Here is a 17945-nt window from a genome sequence, read left to right on the forward strand (position 1 = left end):
GTATAGATTTTATACCAAACATATATTGAATTAAAACTATTTTAATTAATACAACAGGATCTATGCTTGGTCTCCCATTATTTAAGCAATACATGTCCTTTACAAGATCATATATGAAATCAAAATTGATAGCTTTTTCTATTTTTCTAACTAAATGATCTTCTGGAACCAATTGGTCAACAGAGATAAATTCAACTTGTTCTCTACGAATTTTATCTTTGTTGATTGTTAGCATACTTATCCTCCTTTATTACTTCGTATATTATTATATTTCGACATAAAAAAAGAGAATCCTTTTTTTGTGATGGATTCTCTTTTTAAAATTATACTTTGTCAACAATCTGAGGGAATCTCCCATGAGATTCCCTTTATCTATTTTTGCTCATCATTTGCTCTATTAATTTTTTACAGTTATAAGCATATCTAGAATTGGGATAATTATCTACTACCTTTTTAAAAAATATAAGGGCATTAGAATCATCTTTAATTTCTTTATAGCACTTTCCTATCTGATATGTAAGCCAAGGCATAATATCATTATCTGCTCCAAGCTCATAGGCTAACTTTAGTTTTGGCAAAGCTTCTTTGTATTTTCCTTTTTTGTATAACTTATTGCCTTCGTTGTATATAATCCATAAACCCTTTAATCTTATATCAGAATATAATCTATTAAATTTTAATTTTAATTCCTTGTCCAATTTTATATTTTTCATCTCTACTAAACTGCTAGCAGCCTTTTCATAATCTCCATCTTTATAATATTGTTCAATCTCATTTAGTTTCAGCAAAATCTCATATTTGCTTTTGTAGTATTCAAGCTCAGATTTTGTTTTGTCTAGCTCTTCTTTGGCATTATTTAATTGGCTATATATTTTTTCCTTGTCTTTTTTTAAATCATTAACTTTATCAGAATTTGCCACCTTAACATAAGGCTTATTCATTGTTTTTGAAATTAATATAAAACCATAAGAGACACCAAAACACAATGTGATAATGCTTAAAACTACCACTACTTTTTTAACATTTACTTTTGGCTGATTACCTAAAACGTTTAAATACTTGTTTGCTATATCCTTGTATATCCCATTTTTAATCATGCTTTTAAACAACTTTCTTGCTTTCCTATATTCTTTGTTATATATATAGCATAACCCCAAAAGCTTTGTTGCTTCAGGGAATCCTTTATTAAAAGATAAGGACTTCTTTAAATCTTTTATAGCTTCCTCCACATTATTTGCCTTTATTTCTGCAATGGCTTTATTATACAAAATAATAGACTTTATAACATCATCATTAGCTTTATATTTTAACTGCAAATCCTTTATATTTATAGGTTTTATACCCTGAATTTCCGAATAAAAATCAATCATAAAATACCCCCTTACTTATGATACGGTTCACCCTTTATTATTTTAAAGGCCCTGTAGATTTGTTCTAACAGTATAAGCCTCATAAGCTGGTGGGGAAAAGTCATTTTCGAGAAGGAAAGCTTTAAGTTTGCCCTTTGTAAAACCTCCTTTGAAAGTCCTATAGAACCTCCTATTATAAACGTAAGGTTTGAATCTCCCGTAACTTGTCTTTCTTTTATAAAATCTGCAAGTTCTTCTGAAGACATCATTTTTCCTTTTATCTCAAGGGCTATTACAAAGGAATTATCCTTTACATGCTTTAGTATTCCAAATCCTTCTTTTTGTTTTATAATATCCTCTTCTTTTTGTGATATGTTTTCAGGGGCCTTTTCATCTGGAACTTCTATTATGTTTATATTGCAATACCTTGAAAGCCTTTTTTTATATTCTTCTATTCCATCTTTTAAATATTTTTCTTTTAACTTTCCTACACAAATTATATCTATATTCATACTATACCCTCCTTAAAAAAATTAAGGGAGGTAACCCCTCCCTTTATTATACAACTTCTACTGTTTATTTAACAGCATATTCATTATAACTCCAACTATTGCTGCAAAACTTAACCCTTGTATTTTAACTGTTGATGTTATAGGTATTCCTATATTTATACCTGCATATGAAGGTAAAAGTCCAAGGATTAATATGGTTGCCATAATTATTATGTTTTTTATATTAAGCTCTACGTTATTGTTTTTTATAGTCTTAACACCGATTAAGGCTATCATTGTGTATAAAACAAAGCTTATTCCTCCTATTACTGGAGCTGGAACTGTTTTTAAAACTGCGCCAACTTTTCCTATAAACCCTATAACCATTGCGAAAATTGCTGTAAGCCTTAGAACTGAAGGGTCATAATTTTTAGTTATTGCCAAAACTCCTGTGTTTTCACCATAGGTTGTATTTGCTGGACCTCCTAAAAAACCTGCTACCATAGTTGCTAGCCCATCGCCAAGTAAAGTCCTATCAAGCCCTGGATCCTTTATGAAGTCTTTTCCTACAACTTGCCCATTAGTTGTTATATCCCCTATATGCTCCATAAACACCACAAGAACAACAGGAACTATTATTGCTACTGCGCCAAAGCTAAATTTAGGTAAGGTGAATCTTGGAATTTCTATAAATTTTGCTGAGTTTATTATTGAAGTATCCACTATTCCTAAAGCTAGGGACAAAACATATCCTACGGTAACCGCTATTATTATAGAAAGCTGCTTTATTAAACCTTTCCCAAACAGAATTATACCTACTGCCACTGATAGGGTTGTTACTGAAATAAGCAAGTTTGTCTTTGCGCTTTTGTAGGCTACCGGAACTAAGTTCAAACCTATTACCATAATCATTGGACCTACTATTTGAGGTGGTAAAAATTTTTTTATCCTTTCAGCTCCAACCTTTTTTACCAAAAGGGATGCTAAAACATACACTAACCCTGCAACTACTATTCCACCTTGAGCATATCTTAAATCTTTATAAACTTCCTTTACAGCTAGTATGCCTGGGATAAACGCAAAGGACGAGCCAAGGAAAACAGGAACTTTTTTCTTTGTGCAAAGATGAAATATCATGGTTCCAAGACCTGCGGTAAAGATAGCAACTGAAGGGTTAAGACCTGTTAGAATTGGGACTAACACTGTGGCTCCAAACATGGCTATAAGATGCTGAATAGCCAAGATAAATTTTTTAAGCCTTTTAAAAGATGTAGCCTCACAGGTTGTTGTTAATATAACTTTTTCCTGCATTTTAAAACCTCCTTTTTCAGCCTCACTGGACTGAATTAAAAGTTTTTTGCATAAAAAAACTTCTTACCATGGGCGGTAAGAAGTTATAATCTTTTATATCATCTTACCAGCCTCACGGGGCTGATTTAAAGACTTTGTTTTCTTACTTATATTATCATACAATTATTAAAAAATCAATGTTTTTTTACTACATCTACAGATAAATTTTCAGCATCATCTAATGTAACTTCTATATCTTTAATATCTCCTAAAGGCGTTTTTATCTTTAACTTTACTGTTGAACCTATATCCTTTAAGTAAAGCTCCCTTTTAAGGTCAACTACCCTGTTTACATAAACCTCGTCTATTGCAAGGATTAAATCTCCTTCTTTTATTCCTACCTTATCGGCTGGCCCATCCTTTATAACTTCATATATATAAATTCCTTCATTTATGTTGTAGTTATAGTGCTTTGCAGTTTCAACATCAAAAACTTTAAGCCCTAATGTGGGAGTTTTAAACTCTCCTTTTTCCCTTAAAGATTTTAATACAGGTTTTATGATATTTATCGGGATTGCAAAGCCTATTCCCTCATACTCCGTAGCTTTAACTGAGTTTATCCCTATAACTTCTCCTTGAAGGTTTATAAGGGGACCTCCGCTGTTTCCTTTGTTTATAGCCGCATCCGTTTGAATAAGATCCTCCATAAACTTTCCCTTTTCAATCTCTATTGTAATGTCCTTTCCGCTTATAATTCCTGCTGTAACAGTCCTTTGATATTTTAAGTTTAAAGGATTTCCTATTGCTAAAACACATTCCCCTATATTTATAAGGTTTGAATCTCCTAAGGTAACTTCCTTAAGGTCTTGAGCATCTATTTTTATTATAGCTATATCTAAAACTTTATCTTCAAAAACAACTTTTGCAGGAAATTCTCTACCATCGCTTAGGCTTACTATTATATTGTTGCCTAAAACATGGCTATTGGTTGCTATATATCCTTTTTTGTCTATTATAAATCCAGAAGCTGCTTGATTTTTGCTTGATATAGATACAACGCTTGGCAAAACCTTGTTGGCAGCATAGGAAAAATCCGTAGTTTTTTCTATAACAATTCTTTTTTCTATTTTGTTTTCTTCCTTTCCCTGTATTGCCGCAGGAAAAAATAAAATAATTAAAAAAGCACCAATTAAAGCTCCCAAAACAGAAACTATAAAATAAGAAAAAAGGGAAGGTCTTCTCTCCTCCATAACAACCACCTTTTATATAAATTGAACCCTCCCCACCCTATCTCTATGGGCAATATCTATTATTAAATCCTTTCCATCCTTTATTCCATTCATTTCAAGGATGGAAATTACAGTCCTTAAGGCAAGCTCAGGATAATTATTAGTTTTGCTTAAATGCCCAAGCATTATTTTTTTTATTTTGCTGTTTATCATCTTTAAAATCATTTTTGCTGCATCCTCGTTTGAAAGATGCCCTCTATCGCTTAATATTCTTCTTTTTAAATGATAAGGATAAGGGCCAACCTTTAAAAGTTCAACATCATGATTAGACTCTAAAAGTATAAAGTCAGAATCCTTTATATTTTCCTTAACCTCATCACAGGGATGACCTATATCAGTTGCTATAGAAATTTTTTTGTTTTTAAAATAAAAGGAATATCCAACAGGCTCTTCTGCATCATGGGGAATTTTAAAGGGTTTTACAAATAAGTCCCCTATTTCAAAGCCAGCATACCCTTCAAATACTTTTATATTATTGTGTTTTATCTGCCCAATGGAGTTATAAATTGCCTTCCATGTACTAGTATTAGCATAAATAGGAATATTAAACCTTCTTGATAAAATTCCTGCTCCTTTTATATGGTCTTCATGTTCATGGGTTATTAAAATAGCCTTTATATCACAGGGATTTATTCCTATTTGCTTTAATCCTTCTTCTATTTTCTTTCCTGAAAGTCCTGCATCTATTAATATTTTTGTTTTCTCTGTCCCAACATATAAACAGTTTCCACTGCTTCCGCTGTATAGAGAACAAAATTCCATAATATCTCCTCTTTTCTAAATTATATTATTTGCCTTTAATTCTAAAAATACTTCCACAATAAAAGGATCAAACTGGGTTCCAGAGCATCGTTTTATCTCCTCTATTGCTTCATGTGGAGTTTTTACTTTATTGTAGGGTCTTAAATTAGTCATAGCATCATAGGCATCCGCAACAGCTAAGATTCTACATTCTATAGGTATTTCTTCTCCTTTTAATCCAAAGGGATATCCTTTGCCATCCCATCTTTCGTGATGTTTAAGAATAAGTTCTGCAATTTTAGAAAGCTCAAGAGAAGATAAGGCTATCCTATATCCCTTTTCTGAATGGCTTTTTAATATTTCCCATTCCTCTTTTGTTAAAGGTCTGCTTTTGTTTAATATATTATCCGGAATAGCAACTTTTCCAATATCATGCATATCAGCAAGAAGAATTAGATTATTTTTTTGAACTTCTCCAAGCCTTATCTTTTCTGCCATCTTTTGGCACATATCCTTTACCCTATCGGTATGCCCCTTTGTTACATAGTCCTTTTCTCCTAAGGCAGTTAATAGAACGTTTAATATTTGATTTTTTGAACTTGTTTTATCCAAAAGTTTATCCTTATACATATTATCATCAGCTTCTTTTATAACAGATAAGATATCTCTATCATCCTCTTTAGTTGCTAAACCAAAGGAGGCACTTAAAGTAAATATCTTTTCCTTTATTTTATCGTTATATTCTTTTATATTCTCCCTTAAAGCTTTAAGAATCCTTTCAGCTTCATATTTATGGGTGTTGGGCAGTAAAATTAAAAATTCATCTCCTCCTATTCTAAACACTAAATCCTGCTTTCTCTTTGTTTTTATAAGCACTTTACAAAAATCTATTAAAAGCTTATCCCCATAGGCATGGCCCATAGTATCGTTTACAAGTTTAAGGCCATTTAAGTCAGCCATTATAATGCTTAAAGGAAGGTATTCATGCTTTGAATATTCTTTTATTTTATTATGAAAAAAGCTGTAATTATAAAGCCCTGTCAAGCCATCATGAAAACTTAAATATTCAAGCTTTTTTTGATATTTCTTTTGTTTTGTAATATCCGTATAAATTATATACCCCCCTATAATATTTTCATCTACTTTAATGATAATCCCTCTTATAAGAACATTAACAGGTTTTCCGTCCTTTGTAAACCTTGTTGCTTCAAAACTGCAAAATCCTTTTTTAAAAAACTCCTTAGTAAAATTTTTAGCTTCCTCTTTAAAATCTTTGAAAATATCTATATCATCAATATGCCTTTTTATACACTCATCCCTTTTATAACCAAACATATTTTCAAAGGCTTTATTAACATTAGTTATCATACCATCCTTATCAAATTCAATCAAAGCATCTGGAGAATTTTCAAAAAGGGAGGTTAAGTATTTATTTCTTTTTAAAAGTTCATCTTCTATAAGTTTTCTTTTTTTTATTTCTTTTTCAAGAAGCTTTTTATCCTGACTTAGCTTATAAAAGAACATCAAAAATAAACTAAAGGAAAGAATTAAAATAATTATTAAAGATATATGCATCCTTTTAAAAAGCAAAAGCATAACCTTAAATGTGTTTTGAATATACATTCCAGTTCCTATATAGGCTTCTATTTGAGGTATTCCCTTTACAAAAGAAAGCTTTGGCTGAGGTGTATCAAATCCAGGAGGTGTTGCATAATACAAAACAAAATCCCCTTCAGGTTTGCTTTTTGCAGCACTTACAAGATTTCTTATTACATAATTTCCTTTTACATCTTTATAATCCCAAAAATTTTTACCCTCTTTATCCTTTTCAAAGGGCTGAACAAGATATGTGCCATCAAAAGTGCTCATAAATATATAATTATCTGAATACTCATCTTTATAGGTCATTCTTCTTACAATATCTGTAACTTTATCTATTGCATCCTTTTTTGATATCTCTCCTTTATTTAAGCTTTCTATTATTGGATAAATGGTATTATAAGCTATCTCAACTTTTTGTTTTAGCTCATTTTTTCTTTGAAGTTCAATTTGGTAGTAAAATCTCCCCATAATAACTTTAATATAATAAATTTGAATAAATACAAGTAAAACTATTACAAAGCTTAAAATCCTCATCCCATACTTCATAACCCCACCACCTTTTCTTAATTTATTATATTCTAAAATTAACTTTATTTTCAACAAAAGTTGACATAATTTTCAAAATATAAAACGCTAAAAAACTTTTAAAAATATACATTATACTTTATAATAATTATTAAGGAAGGAGTGATAAAATGTCCATATATGATGAAGCTTTAAAATTTCACGAAGATGTAAAGGGTAAAATTGAAGTCATTTCAAGGGTTGAAGTTTCAAATTCAAAAGAACTATCCCTTGCCTATACCCCAGGAGTTGCTCAGCCATGTATAGAAATACATAAAGATCCCGATAAGGCCTATAAATATACAAGAAAATGGAACACAATTGCAGTAATATCAGATGGAAGTGCTGTTTTAGGGCTTGGAGATATAGGCCCCTTAGCAAGTCTTCCTGTTATGGAAGGAAAATGTGTTTTATTTAAAAAGTTTGCAGATGTAGATGCTTTCCCTATAGTAATAGATTCTAAAGATGTTGATGAAATAGTAGAAACCATTGTAAAAATTTCAAAAAGCTTTGGAGGAATAAACCTTGAAGATATATCTGCCCCAAGGTGCTTTGAAATTGAAGAAAAACTAAAGGAAAGACTTGATATTCCTGTATTTCACGATGACCAACATGGAACTGCAATAGTTACTCTTGCTGCCCTTAAAAATGCTTTAAAAATAGTAGGTAAAAAAATAGAGAACATAAAAATAATAGTAAATGGTGCTGGGGCTGCCGGAACTGCTATAACAAAACTTCTATTAAAGGCTGGTGCTAAAAACATAATAGTGTGCGACAAAAAAGGAGTTTTAGACCCTGAACATAACCTAGATAAGTATAAATTAGAACTTTCAAAAATAACAAACCCTAACAAAGAAAAAGGCCTTTTAAAAGATGTAATAAAAGGTGCCGACGTATTTATAGGGGTTTCAGCTCCATATGTTTTAACAAAAGATATGGTCAAAAGCATGAATAAAGATGCAATAGTTTTTGCAATGGCAAACCCAACTCCAGAAATTTTCCCTGATGAAGCTAAAGAAGCTGGTGCAAGAATTATTGGAACAGGAAGGTCAGATTTTGAAAACCAAATAAACAATGTCCTTGCTTTCCCTGGAGTATTTAGGGGGGCTTTAGATGCAAGGGCAAAAAAGATAACAGATGATATGAAACTTGCTGCAGCAGAGGCAATAGCAAATTTTGTTAAAGAAGATGAGCTAAATGAAAACTATATAATTCCAAAGGCCTTTAACTTAGAAGTTCAAAAAAAAGTAGCAGAAGCAGTTTATAAAGCTGCAATAAAATAAGGTGGGAACATCCCACCTTTTATTCATATTTTTTATCTATTATTCTAATTATGCTAGCCCCAAGCTTTCTAAGCTTTTCTTCAATTTTTTCATATCCCCTATCTATATGCTTTACATGGGTAACAGTAGTTACACCTTCAGCTGCAAGGCCTGCAATAACAAGGGCAGCTCCTCCTCTAAGGTCTGTTGCCATAACTTCAGCCCCTGAAAGCTTCTCAACTCCGTCTATTATAGCAACTTTTCCCTCAACCTTTATGTTAGCCCCCATTCTTTTTAACTCATCCACATGTTTAAACCTTCCTTCCCATATGCTTTCTGTAACTATGCTTCTTCCTTCTGATACAGAAAGCAAAGTTGTAAAGGGTTGTTGAATATCTGTTGGGAATCCCGGATAAGGAAGCGTTTTTATATTTACAGCCTTTGGTCTTTGTTTGCAGTAAACCCTTAATGAATCCTCATATTCTTCAATATTAACTCCCATCTCTAAAAGCTTTGCAGTAATGGATTCTAAATGTTTTGGAATAACATTTTTAATTAAAACATCTCCCTTTGTTATAGCTGCTGCAACCATGTATGTTCCTGCTTCTATCTGGTCTGGAATTACAGAATAATCACAACCCTTTAATTTATCAACTCCAACTATTTTTATAACATCAGTTCCTGCTCCCTTTATATTGGCTCCCATAGAATTTAAAAAGTTTGCAACGTCAACAACATGGGGCTCCTTTGCAGCATTTTCAATTACCGTTGTTCCTTTTGCTTTAACTGCAGCAAGCATTATATTTATAGTAGCACCAACGCTTACAACGTCAAGATAAATATTAGCACCCTTTAATCCATTCGGAGCTTCAGCTCTTATATATCCATGTTCTATAGTAACCTTTGCACCAAGGGCTTCAAATCCTTTTATGTGCTGGTCTATTGGCCTTACCCCTATAGAACAGCCCCCTGGAAACTCAACTTCTGCTTTGTTATATTTGCCAAGCAAAGCTCCTAAAAGGTAGTAGGAAGCCCTCATTGATCTTACATTTTCTCCATGGGCTACATGTGTTTTTATAGAACTAGGATTTATTTTAACATGACCATCCCTTTCAGAAGTTAATGAAACTCCTAAATCCACCATTATATTTTCAAGACATTTTATGTCTTTTATATCCGGTATATTATCTATATTACAAACCCCTTCATCTATTAAAAGTGAAGCAGGTAAGATTGCAACAGCTGCATTTTTAGCTCCACCTATAGTTACTTCTCCATAAAGTTTTCTTCCGCCTTCTATCTGTAACTTATCCATCCTGCACCCTTCCTTCTTTTATATTGTAAACCGTAATTTTTATTATATCACTTTATCTATTTAAATGTAACTACTTTTTTATTCCATTTAAAAAAGTTTATTGTTTTTTTTTATATCTAGTATTGAAAGCATTAATAAAATAAAATATATTTAAATTAGGGGGTGAACTAATGGACTTTAAACAAATCGAAGCTTTCGTTAATGTAGCAAAATTTAAAAGCTTTTCAAAAGCCGCCGAAGCAATATTTTTATCTCAACCAACAATAAGTGCCCATATATCAAACCTTGAAAAAGAATTAAACACAATTTTATTTGACAGAAACAGCAAAGAAGTCACTTTAACTCCTGCAGGAAAAATATTTTTTGAATATGCAATAAATCTTTTAAATATAAGAAATAACGCAATTTATTCAATAAGCGAATTTGAAAAAAAAATCTCTGGAAAACTAATAATAGCATCAAGCACAACCCCTTGTAGGTTTTTGCTACCTTTAATGGTTAAAAAATTCACAGAAGTTTATCCTTCTGTCGAATTCGATGTTAAAGAAGCCAGCACTAAAAACGTAGTAGATTTAATATTAAAAGGAGACGTAGAACTTGGAATAGTTGGAGAAGTAATTCATGATGAAAGGCTTGATTATAAAGTAATAGCTGACGATAAACTGGTTGTTATAAGCAGTAAAGATTACAAAGACATAAAAAGCATAAATGAATTAATAAAGGAAAAATTTATACTACGAGAAAAAGGTTCAGCAACAAGAAATATATTTGAAAATTATTTAGCTAAAAAAGAACTTCTAGATAAAATAAAAGTAGTAATTGAAGCAAACAGCTTTGAGGCAGTTTTACAGTTTGTAAAAAATGGCCTTGGAATATCAATAATTTCAGAATCCGCTTGTGAAGATTATATAAAAGCAGGATACATAAAAAAGCATGAGGTTGAAGGTTTTGATATCAAAAGAAACATATATTTAGCTATCCATAAAAAAAGAACTTTATCCCCTGCTGCAAGGGCCTTTTGTGAATTTATATGTAACATTTAAAATTTTACTGCATATAATATAATGCATAAATTTTTATGAGGGCACGATATGTTCTTCTCAAATAAAAAAATAGATCCCTATATAAAAAATTTTTTAAGTATAAACTTAAAAAACAAAATACCCATTTTAATAAGTTTTAAAGATGATTCAAAAAAAATAAAAGGCAAAATAACATCTCTAGGCGGCAAAATAAAGTGGGAATATGAAAATATAAAAGCAGTATCTTGTGAACTTTCGCCTTTGTCAATAGACTATATATCTGAATATCCAGAGGTTTCCTTTATATGTTTTGATTATAAAGGAAACCTCTGTTTAAAAGAAGCAGAAAAAATCATGGGAATAAATTACCCAAGGCTGTTTAAACTTACAGGAAAAAACATAGGAATAGGAATAGTAGATACCGGAGTATATCCTCACCCTGATCTTACTATTAAAAGAAATGCAATAACTTACTTTAAAGACCTTATAAACGGCATAGAAAAACCTTATGATGACAACGGTCATGGAACCTTTTTATCCGGCTGTATAGCCGCCTCAAAGTATTCATCAAACCTTGAAGGAATTGCACCGGATTCAAATATAATAATGATAAAGGCCTTTGATTCTTGTGGAAAAGGGTTTTTATCCGATGTGGTTAAGGCAATAGATATTTTGATTAATATAGCAAGCTCTTACAACATAAGGATTATAAACCTTCCCTTTGAATTTAACATAAATATAAAAAATCCCCTTGAGGATATAATAAAAGTAGCCATATCTAAAAACATATGCATTGTAGCACCTTCTGGAAATTCAGGTCCCTATAACTTTTCTATTAACTGCCCTGGAAACATAGAAGAAGTTATAACCGTTGGAGGAGCTGAAGGGCAAGAGAGAAAAAACTGCAAAATCTGCAGCTTTTCAGGGAAAGGTCCTTTATTGAATAAAACCCAAAAACCCGATGTAGTTGCCCCAGCATCTAATGTTGTATCTCTTGCAACAGATCCTTTATATACCCCAGGAAAACCATCAAAAATGAGTAATCTTTATACTATAAAATCTGGAACCTCAATAGCTTCTGCCTTAATCTCTGGAGCTTTAGCTATAATACTTGAAAAAAACCCTGATCTTACCCCAAAGGATTTAAAATCAATAATATGTTTATCAACCATAAGCCTTGGAGAAAATAAATTTTCCCAAGGAAAAGGTTTGTTTATATTTGATAAAATACTAAAATAACCCAATTAAGGTTTACCTTAATTGGGTTATTTTATATACTTTAATGGATTTTGTGGAATTCCATTTTTTCTAACTTCAAAATGAAGGTGAGGTCCTGTAGAACGCCCTGTGCTTCCAACTGCAGCAATTCTTTCGCCTTTATTTATATACTGTCCTGACCTTACATATATTCTGCTTGCATGACCATATACCGTTTGATACCCATTTCCATGGTTTATTATAACGCACTTTCCATATCCGCTTTTCCATCCTGCAAATATTACCCTTCCTGATGCTGCAGCATATATAGGAGTTCCTGTAGACGCTGCAATATCTACACCTTCATGCATTCTTCCCCATCTGTATCCAAATCTTGAAGTTACAACACCCCTTGAAGGCCTTATAAAGCCATTAAAGGCTACATATAAATCCTTTTTTGCTCCAAGTACCAAAACCTCATCCTTTGGCTGTTTTACTATTTTATTTAAAACAATATCTTCTTCAACTACATCATCGTTTAATACAACTATTTTCTTTTCAACATATGCAACGCCGTTTTGTCCTTTTTCCTTAACCTTTTGTATGCCCTTTTTTAAATTTTTATCAATTATTTTTTTTGTATCATAAGGGATGCATTCACTTGAGCTTACCATAGCAACTATTTCAACATTTACGTAAGGCTTTTTCTTTACAATCTTTATTTTTTGACCAATTTTTATTTTATCTATGTTAAGCTCCGGATTTACAAGCCTTATATCTTCAATGGAAACATCATTATCAAGGGCTATATTCCAAATCGTATCTCCTTCTTTAACCTCGTATTCAGAAACTATCATTTTTCCATCTACAATTTTTTGTATAGCATCATCAACATCCACAGTGTTTTTATAGTAATCTAAAATTTCAACCACATCTATTTTTTCCTTAATGTTATAAGATAATACTTTTATATTTCCTCCTACTTTAGGATAGTAATACTTTTTTAATCCCTCTATAATATTTTTGTAATCCTCATAATTTCTTACCTTTACTACCTCTTCTCCGTTTATTCTTATACTATAAACCTTTGATTTTAAGCTTAACTTTTCCCTTATATTTTTTTCAAGCTCCCTTTGAGAGATAAAATTCCTTGTAGGCTTTACCTTTTTATAGGATAAAAATTTTAAAAAGGCTTCCCCATCTGTCTTCTTTATAGAATCTAACACTTCATTTAAAGCTTTGCTTCCTTTTACTATTCCTACAATCTCGTGGTTAGCTGTAACTAAATAAAAGCTATTTTTAGATATATCTATATAAATACAACTTATTGCAACCAATATTCCAACTAAAATTCCTAAATAGCTTACTTTACCTCTTAAATGCACCTTATATCCCCCTTTCGCCCACGTTCTTTAGTATACAATAATATATTCTGTTTTTCAATATATTATATTGTATGCATTTTATTAGCTATTTATTTCTATTTGTTTTGTAATATATAAACTGTTATAATATATTTCAAGCTAATCAAAAGAGGTGTGGTACTATGCCTAATATAAAAGTAAATTCCCCGCTGTTAGATTTTATTCCAATACCCTATGATTTTTTTGAAAAATACTTAAAGGAAATAAATGGAGACTTCTTAAAGGTTTATCTTATAATTTTAAAATCTGCCTACGATGGAATTGAAATATCAACAAGCAAAATAGCAAAGGATTTTAATATGCTAGAGAGCGACGTTGTAAAAGCAATAGAATATCTTCAAGAAGTAGGAATATTAATAGTAAACAGCGATGGCTCCCTTTCATTTACCCATTCAAGAAGAAACGATTTTAGCTTAAGCCTTCAGGAGATGCTAAACAATATAGAAAAAATATTATCAAGACCCCTTTCAACAAAGGAAATATCAACTTATATAAGCTTTGTTGAAGAATTTAAATTCCCTCCTGAGGTTATAAACTTTTTAGTTGAATATTGCGCTTCAAAACAAAAGACAGATATAAGATATATAGAAAAAGTTGCAATAGCATGGCATGAAAGCAATATAAAAACCATTGAAGATGCTCAAAGTCATTTAACCCAATTTGATGAAAAATGGAACAAATTTAGAGAAATATTAAACTTTATGGGCATAAAAGACTTTGAAATTTCAAAACCCCAAGAAGAACTTTTAGAAAAATGGATTTATAACTTTAAATTCTCAGATGAAATAATAAAGGAAGCCTGCAGAATATGTGTAAAAAGAATAAATGAAATAAATTTCAGCTATATAGATGCAATACTAAGCGACTGGTATAAAAACAATCTAGATTCCTTAGAGAAAATCAAAAAGTACGATAAGAAACAAAGGATTGCCAGCAAACAAACTCAAAATTACTTCAACAGCTACGGAGGACAAAGAAAATATGATATAAAAGAACTTGAAAAAATGCTCCTTTCAAGGAGGGATATAGGTGAGAAGCAGGATAATAGCTGAGATAATGGAGGAATATGAAAAACTTCAAAATGAAGCTAAAATAAAACAAAAAGAAAGAATAGAAAAGGTCTATTCTAAAATTCCAAGAATAAGGGAAATAGATGAGCAGATAAAAAAACTTGGAATTCAAATGGCTATATCTATAATAAACGGTGAAGATCCAGAAAAAATAATGAAGGAAACTAAAGAAAAAATAACAAATTTAAAAATTGAAAAGGGAGAGCTTTTATCTTTTTATAATATTCCCCTTGATTATATGGAAATAAAATACAAATGTGAAAAATGCCAAGATACAGGCTATATAGGTTCTGAAAAATGTTCTTGTTTTAAACAAAAACTTGTAGACAAACTTTACCTTCAGTCAAATCTAAAGGAAGTTCTTAAAAAAGAAAATTTTGATACATTTAATATATTCCTTTATTCTGATGAAGTTTATCCAGAAGAAGGTAAATCCCCAAGAAAAAATATGGAGGAAATATTTACAGCATGCCTTGATTTTGTAAGAAACTTTGATAAAATTGAAAAAAGTCTGTTTTTCTACGGAGGCTCAGGTCTTGGAAAAACATTTTTATCCCACTGCATTGCAAAGGACCTTTTGGACATGGGAAAAGTAGTTATTTATCAAACCGCTCCTGACCTTATAAATATAATAAAAAGCTCAAGACATGATGAATCCTCTCAAAAAGAAATTTTAGAAGATATATTAGATTGTGACCTTCTTATAATAGACGACCTTGGAACAGAACCTAACAGTACAGGAGTTAGTCAGCTTGAGCTTTTTAACATATTAAATGCAAGGCTTTTAAAAAATAAAAAAATGATAATTTCCACCAACTTGCCTTTAGAGGATTTTGACTCTATATATGCAGAAAGAATAAAATCAAGGATATTTGGATACTTTGAAGTTTACAAATTTTTTGGAGAAGATATAAGAATAAAAAAATGGTTAAAAAAAATGGGTAGTTAACCTACCCTTTCTTAATGAAAAAAGCCCTAGCAAAAGCTAGGGCTTTTTTGGAGCCGGCTGTGAGACTCGAACTCACAACCTACTGATTACAAGTCAGTTGCTCTACCAATTGAGCTAAGCCGGCATATGGCGACCCAGAAGGGGCTCGAACCCTCGACCTCCGGCGTGACAGGCCGGCACTCTAACCAACTGAGCTACTGGGCCGCGTTTTGGTGGGCACCACAGGGCTCGAACCTGTGACCCCCTGCTTGTAAGGCAGATGCTCTCCCAGCTGAGCTAGGCGCCCACATGGTGACCCCTAGGGGATTCGAACCCCTGTTACCACCGTGAAAGGGTGGTGTCTTAACCACTTGACCAAGGGGCCAAACCTCAGTTTATATTATATACACTATTAAGACAAATGTCAACATATGTTTTAAAAATTTTTATGCTGTTCCCCTTATAATTAATTTTGGTCTAAAATATAAGATTTTTTCTACATTTTCTTCCTTATTTATTAGCCTAATAAGTAAATTACATGCGCTTTTTCCCATTTCATAAATAGGCTGTGCTATAGTTGTAAGTTCAGGTTCAATAAACTTAGATATTTGTACATCATCAAAACCTATAATGTTTACATCACCGGGTATTTTATAGCCATGCTTTAAAAGAACCTTTATTCCTCCAAAGGCCATAACATCATTGCTATAAAAAATAGAATCAAACTTCTTTACATTCTTAATTATATCCTCTGTAACCTTTTTGCCTCCCTCTAAAGTAAAATCTCCTTGAAAAACCAATTCTTCAGAATACAATCCATACTTTTGCATGGTATCTTTATATCCTAAAAACCTCTGTTTTGATATCTCAAGCTTTTGAGGTCCTTTAACAAAAACAATATTTCTTTTGCCTTTGTTTAAAAGATATTCAACTCCATCAACTATACCTTCATAATTTTTACAAAAGACACCAAAAATATCTTTATCCTCTATATATCTATCTACTAAGACAAATGGAATACCCTTTTCTTTTAAAAGGAATATGCTTTTTTTACTATCTCCACCTGCTATGAATATAATTCCATCTATTAGTTTGCTTATAAGAAGCTTTATATACTCTTCTTCCTTTTCTATTTTATTGTCAGTGTTGCAAAGCACCACATTATATCCTAAAGAATTTGCTTCATCTTCAATAGCCCTTGCAATCTCTGAAAAGAAAGGGTTTGTTATATCAGGAAGTATTATTCCAATTGAAAAACTTCTATTTGTTGCAAGACTTCTTGCTACTGAATTAGGAATATAGTTAAGCTCCTTTGCAATCTTTAATATTCTCTCCCTTGTTTCTTTGCTTATATTTTCATCCTTGTTATTAAATACCATTGAAACAGTAGCCTTAGATACTCCAGCAAGCTTTGCAATGTCGCTTATGGTAACTTTTTTCATTTTTCCACCCCTTTAAAATTATTGCGTCATCCAATGGATGACGCAATTTATACTACTTTGTTATTACCTTTAAGTCAACAGGTATTTGTTTTGGAATTGTCTCGCCCTTTATTAGCTTTACTGCATTTTCAACAGCAAGACTTCCCATAACATCTGGCTGCTGAGCTATTGTAGCTGCCATTTCTCCACTCTTAACAGCATCAACAGCATCCTGTGTTCCATCAAAACCCACTACTAAAGCTTTCTTATTGGCTGCATTAAGTGCCTTTATAGCACCTAGGGCCATCTCATCATTGTGGGCAAAAACAGCATCAAAATCAGGATTAGCTTGGATTATATTTTCCATAACATTTAATCCCTTTTGTCTATCAAAATCCGCTGGCTGACTTGCTACAACTTTTACATTAGCATTTCCATCAACAACTTCATGGAACCCTTTTCCTCTATCCCTTGTTGCTGAAGCCCCTGGAATACCTTGTAGCTCAACTATTTTTGCTTTTCCACCTAGCTTATCAAGAATAAATTGTGCTGCAAGTTTTCCTCCCTTTACATTATCAGAGGCTATGTGGCATGTAACCTCAACACCATTTGCTGCCCTGTCAACTGTTATTACAGGAATGTTATTTTGCTGAGCTACTGCAATTGAATTTGCAACAGCATCACTATCAGTTGGGTTAATTATTAAAACTGATATGCCCTGTTGAACTAAATCCTCTACATTTGATCTTTCCTTTGAAGCATCGTTTTGGGAATCAAGAATTACTATCTCATATCCAAGCTCCTTAGCCTTTTTCTCTGCTCCTTCTTTCATTGAAACGAAAAATGGGTTGTTTAATGTTGAAATAACCATACCTATTTTTTTAGTAGATTCCTGTGAAGTTTTGTTACAACCTGAAAAAGTTCCAATAAATAAAGCTAAAACTAATAAGGTTGATAAAAATCTTTTCATTTTTTAATCC

Annotated in this window: 16 protein-coding genes and 4 tRNA genes; 5 read left to right on the forward strand and 15 right to left on the reverse strand. The window is 31.8% G+C overall.

Going from position 1 to position 17945, the window contains the following annotated elements:
• The 7 genes from C4R78_RS07490 to C4R78_RS07520 all read right to left on the reverse strand — a co-directional run.
• Positions 1-235, reverse strand: a 235-nt coding sequence (locus tag C4R78_RS07490) for a transposase (RefSeq protein ID WP_173689757.1), incomplete at its 3' end; no start/stop codon positions are given.
• A 133-nt stretch (positions 236-368) separates the two neighbouring features.
• Positions 369-1370 carry a tetratricopeptide repeat protein gene (locus tag C4R78_RS07495; RefSeq protein WP_103896459.1) on the reverse strand — a complete coding sequence of 334 codons (1002 nt, stop codon included), beginning with the start codon at positions 1368-1370 and terminating at the stop codon, positions 369-371.
• 11 nt (positions 1371-1381) lie between these two features.
• A complete protein-coding gene (gene rlmH / locus C4R78_RS07500; RefSeq protein WP_103896460.1) occupies positions 1382-1861 on the reverse strand; it encodes a 23S rRNA (pseudouridine(1915)-N(3))-methyltransferase RlmH in 480 nt (159 codons plus the stop codon).
• Between the two features lie 57 nt (positions 1862-1918).
• Positions 1919-3151, reverse strand: coding sequence for a uracil-xanthine permease family protein (locus C4R78_RS07505; protein WP_103896461.1), 1233 nt, complete (start codon positions 3149-3151; stop codon positions 1919-1921).
• A 173-nt stretch (positions 3152-3324) separates the two neighbouring features.
• Positions 3325-4380: a S1C family serine protease gene (locus C4R78_RS07510; protein WP_103896462.1), complete on the reverse strand. Its 1056-nt coding sequence runs from the start codon at positions 4378-4380 to the stop codon at positions 3325-3327.
• 12 nt (positions 4381-4392) lie between these two features.
• The gene (locus C4R78_RS07515) at positions 4393-5181 is read right to left on the reverse strand and encodes an MBL fold metallo-hydrolase (RefSeq protein WP_103896463.1); all 789 of its coding nucleotides are present in this window, start codon (positions 5179-5181) and stop codon (positions 4393-4395) included.
• 15 nt (positions 5182-5196) lie between these two features.
• The gene (locus C4R78_RS07520) at positions 5197-7308 is read right to left on the reverse strand and encodes an HD domain-containing phosphohydrolase (RefSeq protein WP_103896464.1); all 2112 of its coding nucleotides are present in this window, start codon (positions 7306-7308) and stop codon (positions 5197-5199) included.
• A gap of 149 nt (positions 7309-7457) precedes the next feature.
• Here C4R78_RS07520 and C4R78_RS07525 point away from each other — a divergent pair, with 149 nt between their 5' ends.
• On the forward strand, positions 7458-8609 hold the full coding sequence (locus tag C4R78_RS07525; protein ID WP_103896465.1) for an NAD(P)-dependent malic enzyme: 1152 nt from the start codon (positions 7458-7460) through the stop codon (positions 8607-8609).
• Between the two features lie 19 nt (positions 8610-8628).
• On the opposite strand, the gene C4R78_RS07530 is transcribed toward C4R78_RS07525, so the two are convergent.
• Positions 8629-9903 carry a UDP-N-acetylglucosamine 1-carboxyvinyltransferase gene (locus C4R78_RS07530; RefSeq protein ID WP_103896466.1) on the reverse strand — a complete coding sequence of 425 codons (1275 nt, stop codon included), beginning with the start codon at positions 9901-9903 and terminating at the stop codon, positions 8629-8631.
• Positions 9904-10073: 170 nt separating this feature from the next.
• Between C4R78_RS07530 and C4R78_RS07535 the strand changes: the two genes are divergently transcribed.
• Positions 10074-10946, forward strand: a complete 873-nt coding sequence (locus tag C4R78_RS07535; protein ID WP_103896467.1) for a selenium metabolism-associated LysR family transcriptional regulator — start codon at positions 10074-10076, stop codon at positions 10944-10946.
• A 48-nt stretch (positions 10947-10994) separates the two neighbouring features.
• Complete coding sequence (locus C4R78_RS07540; RefSeq protein ID WP_103896468.1) at positions 10995-12164, forward strand: S8 family serine peptidase; 1170 nt, start codon at positions 10995-10997, stop codon at positions 12162-12164.
• Between the two features lie 26 nt (positions 12165-12190).
• On the opposite strand, the gene C4R78_RS07545 is transcribed toward C4R78_RS07540, so the two are convergent.
• The gene (locus tag C4R78_RS07545; RefSeq protein WP_103896469.1) at positions 12191-13507 is read right to left on the reverse strand and encodes a M23 family metallopeptidase; all 1317 of its coding nucleotides are present in this window, start codon (positions 13505-13507) and stop codon (positions 12191-12193) included.
• A gap of 161 nt (positions 13508-13668) precedes the next feature.
• On the opposite strand from C4R78_RS07545, the gene C4R78_RS07550 reads away from it, so the two are divergent.
• Both C4R78_RS07550 and C4R78_RS07555 read left to right on the forward strand, forming a co-directional pair.
• Complete coding sequence (locus tag C4R78_RS07550) at positions 13669-14598, forward strand: DnaD domain protein (protein ID WP_103896470.1); 930 nt, start codon at positions 13669-13671, stop codon at positions 14596-14598.
• Complete coding sequence (locus C4R78_RS07555; protein WP_103896471.1) at positions 14576-15565, forward strand: ATP-binding protein; 990 nt, start codon at positions 14576-14578, stop codon at positions 15563-15565. Before C4R78_RS07550 ends, C4R78_RS07555 begins: the two co-directional genes overlap by 23 nt.
• A gap of 48 nt (positions 15566-15613) precedes the next feature.
• Here C4R78_RS07555 and C4R78_RS07560 read toward each other — a convergent pair.
• The 6 genes from C4R78_RS07560 to rbsB all read right to left on the reverse strand — a co-directional run bounded on the left by C4R78_RS07560 (position 15614) and on the right by rbsB (position 17935).
• Positions 15614-15689 (reverse strand) — tRNA-Thr (locus C4R78_RS07560).
• A gap of 3 nt (positions 15690-15692) precedes the next feature.
• Positions 15693-15769 (reverse strand) — tRNA-Asp (locus C4R78_RS07565).
• A 6-nt stretch (positions 15770-15775) separates the two neighbouring features.
• Positions 15776-15851 (reverse strand) — tRNA-Val (locus tag C4R78_RS07570).
• 3 nt (positions 15852-15854) lie between these two features.
• Positions 15855-15929 (reverse strand) — tRNA-Glu (locus tag C4R78_RS07575).
• A gap of 61 nt (positions 15930-15990) precedes the next feature.
• Positions 15991-16986, reverse strand: coding sequence for a LacI family DNA-binding transcriptional regulator (locus C4R78_RS07580; RefSeq protein WP_103896472.1), 996 nt, complete (start codon positions 16984-16986; stop codon positions 15991-15993).
• Positions 16987-17038: 52 nt separating this feature from the next.
• Positions 17039-17935, reverse strand: a complete 897-nt coding sequence (rbsB, locus tag C4R78_RS07585; RefSeq protein WP_103896473.1) for a ribose ABC transporter substrate-binding protein RbsB — start codon at positions 17933-17935, stop codon at positions 17039-17041.
• Between the last annotated feature and the right edge of the window lie 10 nt (positions 17936-17945).

Source organism: Caloramator fervidus (assembly GCF_900108045.1).
Classification (GTDB): domain Bacteria; phylum Bacillota; class Clostridia; order Clostridiales; family Caloramatoraceae; genus Caloramator; species Caloramator fervidus.

Coding starts and splice junctions, on each gene's coding strand:
- C4R78_RS07530 (WP_103896466.1), bottom strand. CDS start 9,903: ATGGATAAGTTACAGATAGAAGGCGGAAGAAAACTTTATGGAGAAGTA.
- rbsB (WP_103896473.1), bottom strand. CDS start 17,935: ATGAAAAGATTTTTATCAACCTTATTAGTTTTAGCTTTATTTATTGGA.
- C4R78_RS07505 (WP_103896461.1), bottom strand. CDS start 3,151: ATGCAGGAAAAAGTTATATTAACAACAACCTGTGAGGCTACATCTTTT.
- C4R78_RS07525 (WP_103896465.1), top strand. CDS start 7,458: ATGTCCATATATGATGAAGCTTTAAAATTTCACGAAGATGTAAAGGGT.
- C4R78_RS07520 (WP_103896464.1), bottom strand. CDS start 7,308: ATGAAGTATGGGATGAGGATTTTAAGCTTTGTAATAGTTTTACTTGTA.
- C4R78_RS07540 (WP_103896468.1), top strand. CDS start 10,995: ATGTTCTTCTCAAATAAAAAAATAGATCCCTATATAAAAAATTTTTTA.
- C4R78_RS07515 (WP_103896463.1), bottom strand. CDS start 5,181: ATGGAATTTTGTTCTCTATACAGCGGAAGCAGTGGAAACTGTTTATAT.
- rlmH (WP_103896460.1), bottom strand. CDS start 1,861: ATGAATATAGATATAATTTGTGTAGGAAAGTTAAAAGAAAAATATTTA.
- C4R78_RS07550 (WP_103896470.1), top strand. CDS start 13,669: ATGCCTAATATAAAAGTAAATTCCCCGCTGTTAGATTTTATTCCAATA.
- C4R78_RS07495 (WP_103896459.1), bottom strand. CDS start 1,370: ATGATTGATTTTTATTCGGAAATTCAGGGTATAAAACCTATAAATATA.
- C4R78_RS07580 (WP_103896472.1), bottom strand. CDS start 16,986: ATGAAAAAAGTTACCATAAGCGACATTGCAAAGCTTGCTGGAGTATCT.
- C4R78_RS07535 (WP_103896467.1), top strand. CDS start 10,074: ATGGACTTTAAACAAATCGAAGCTTTCGTTAATGTAGCAAAATTTAAA.
- C4R78_RS07510 (WP_103896462.1), bottom strand. CDS start 4,380: ATGGAGGAGAGAAGACCTTCCCTTTTTTCTTATTTTATAGTTTCTGTT.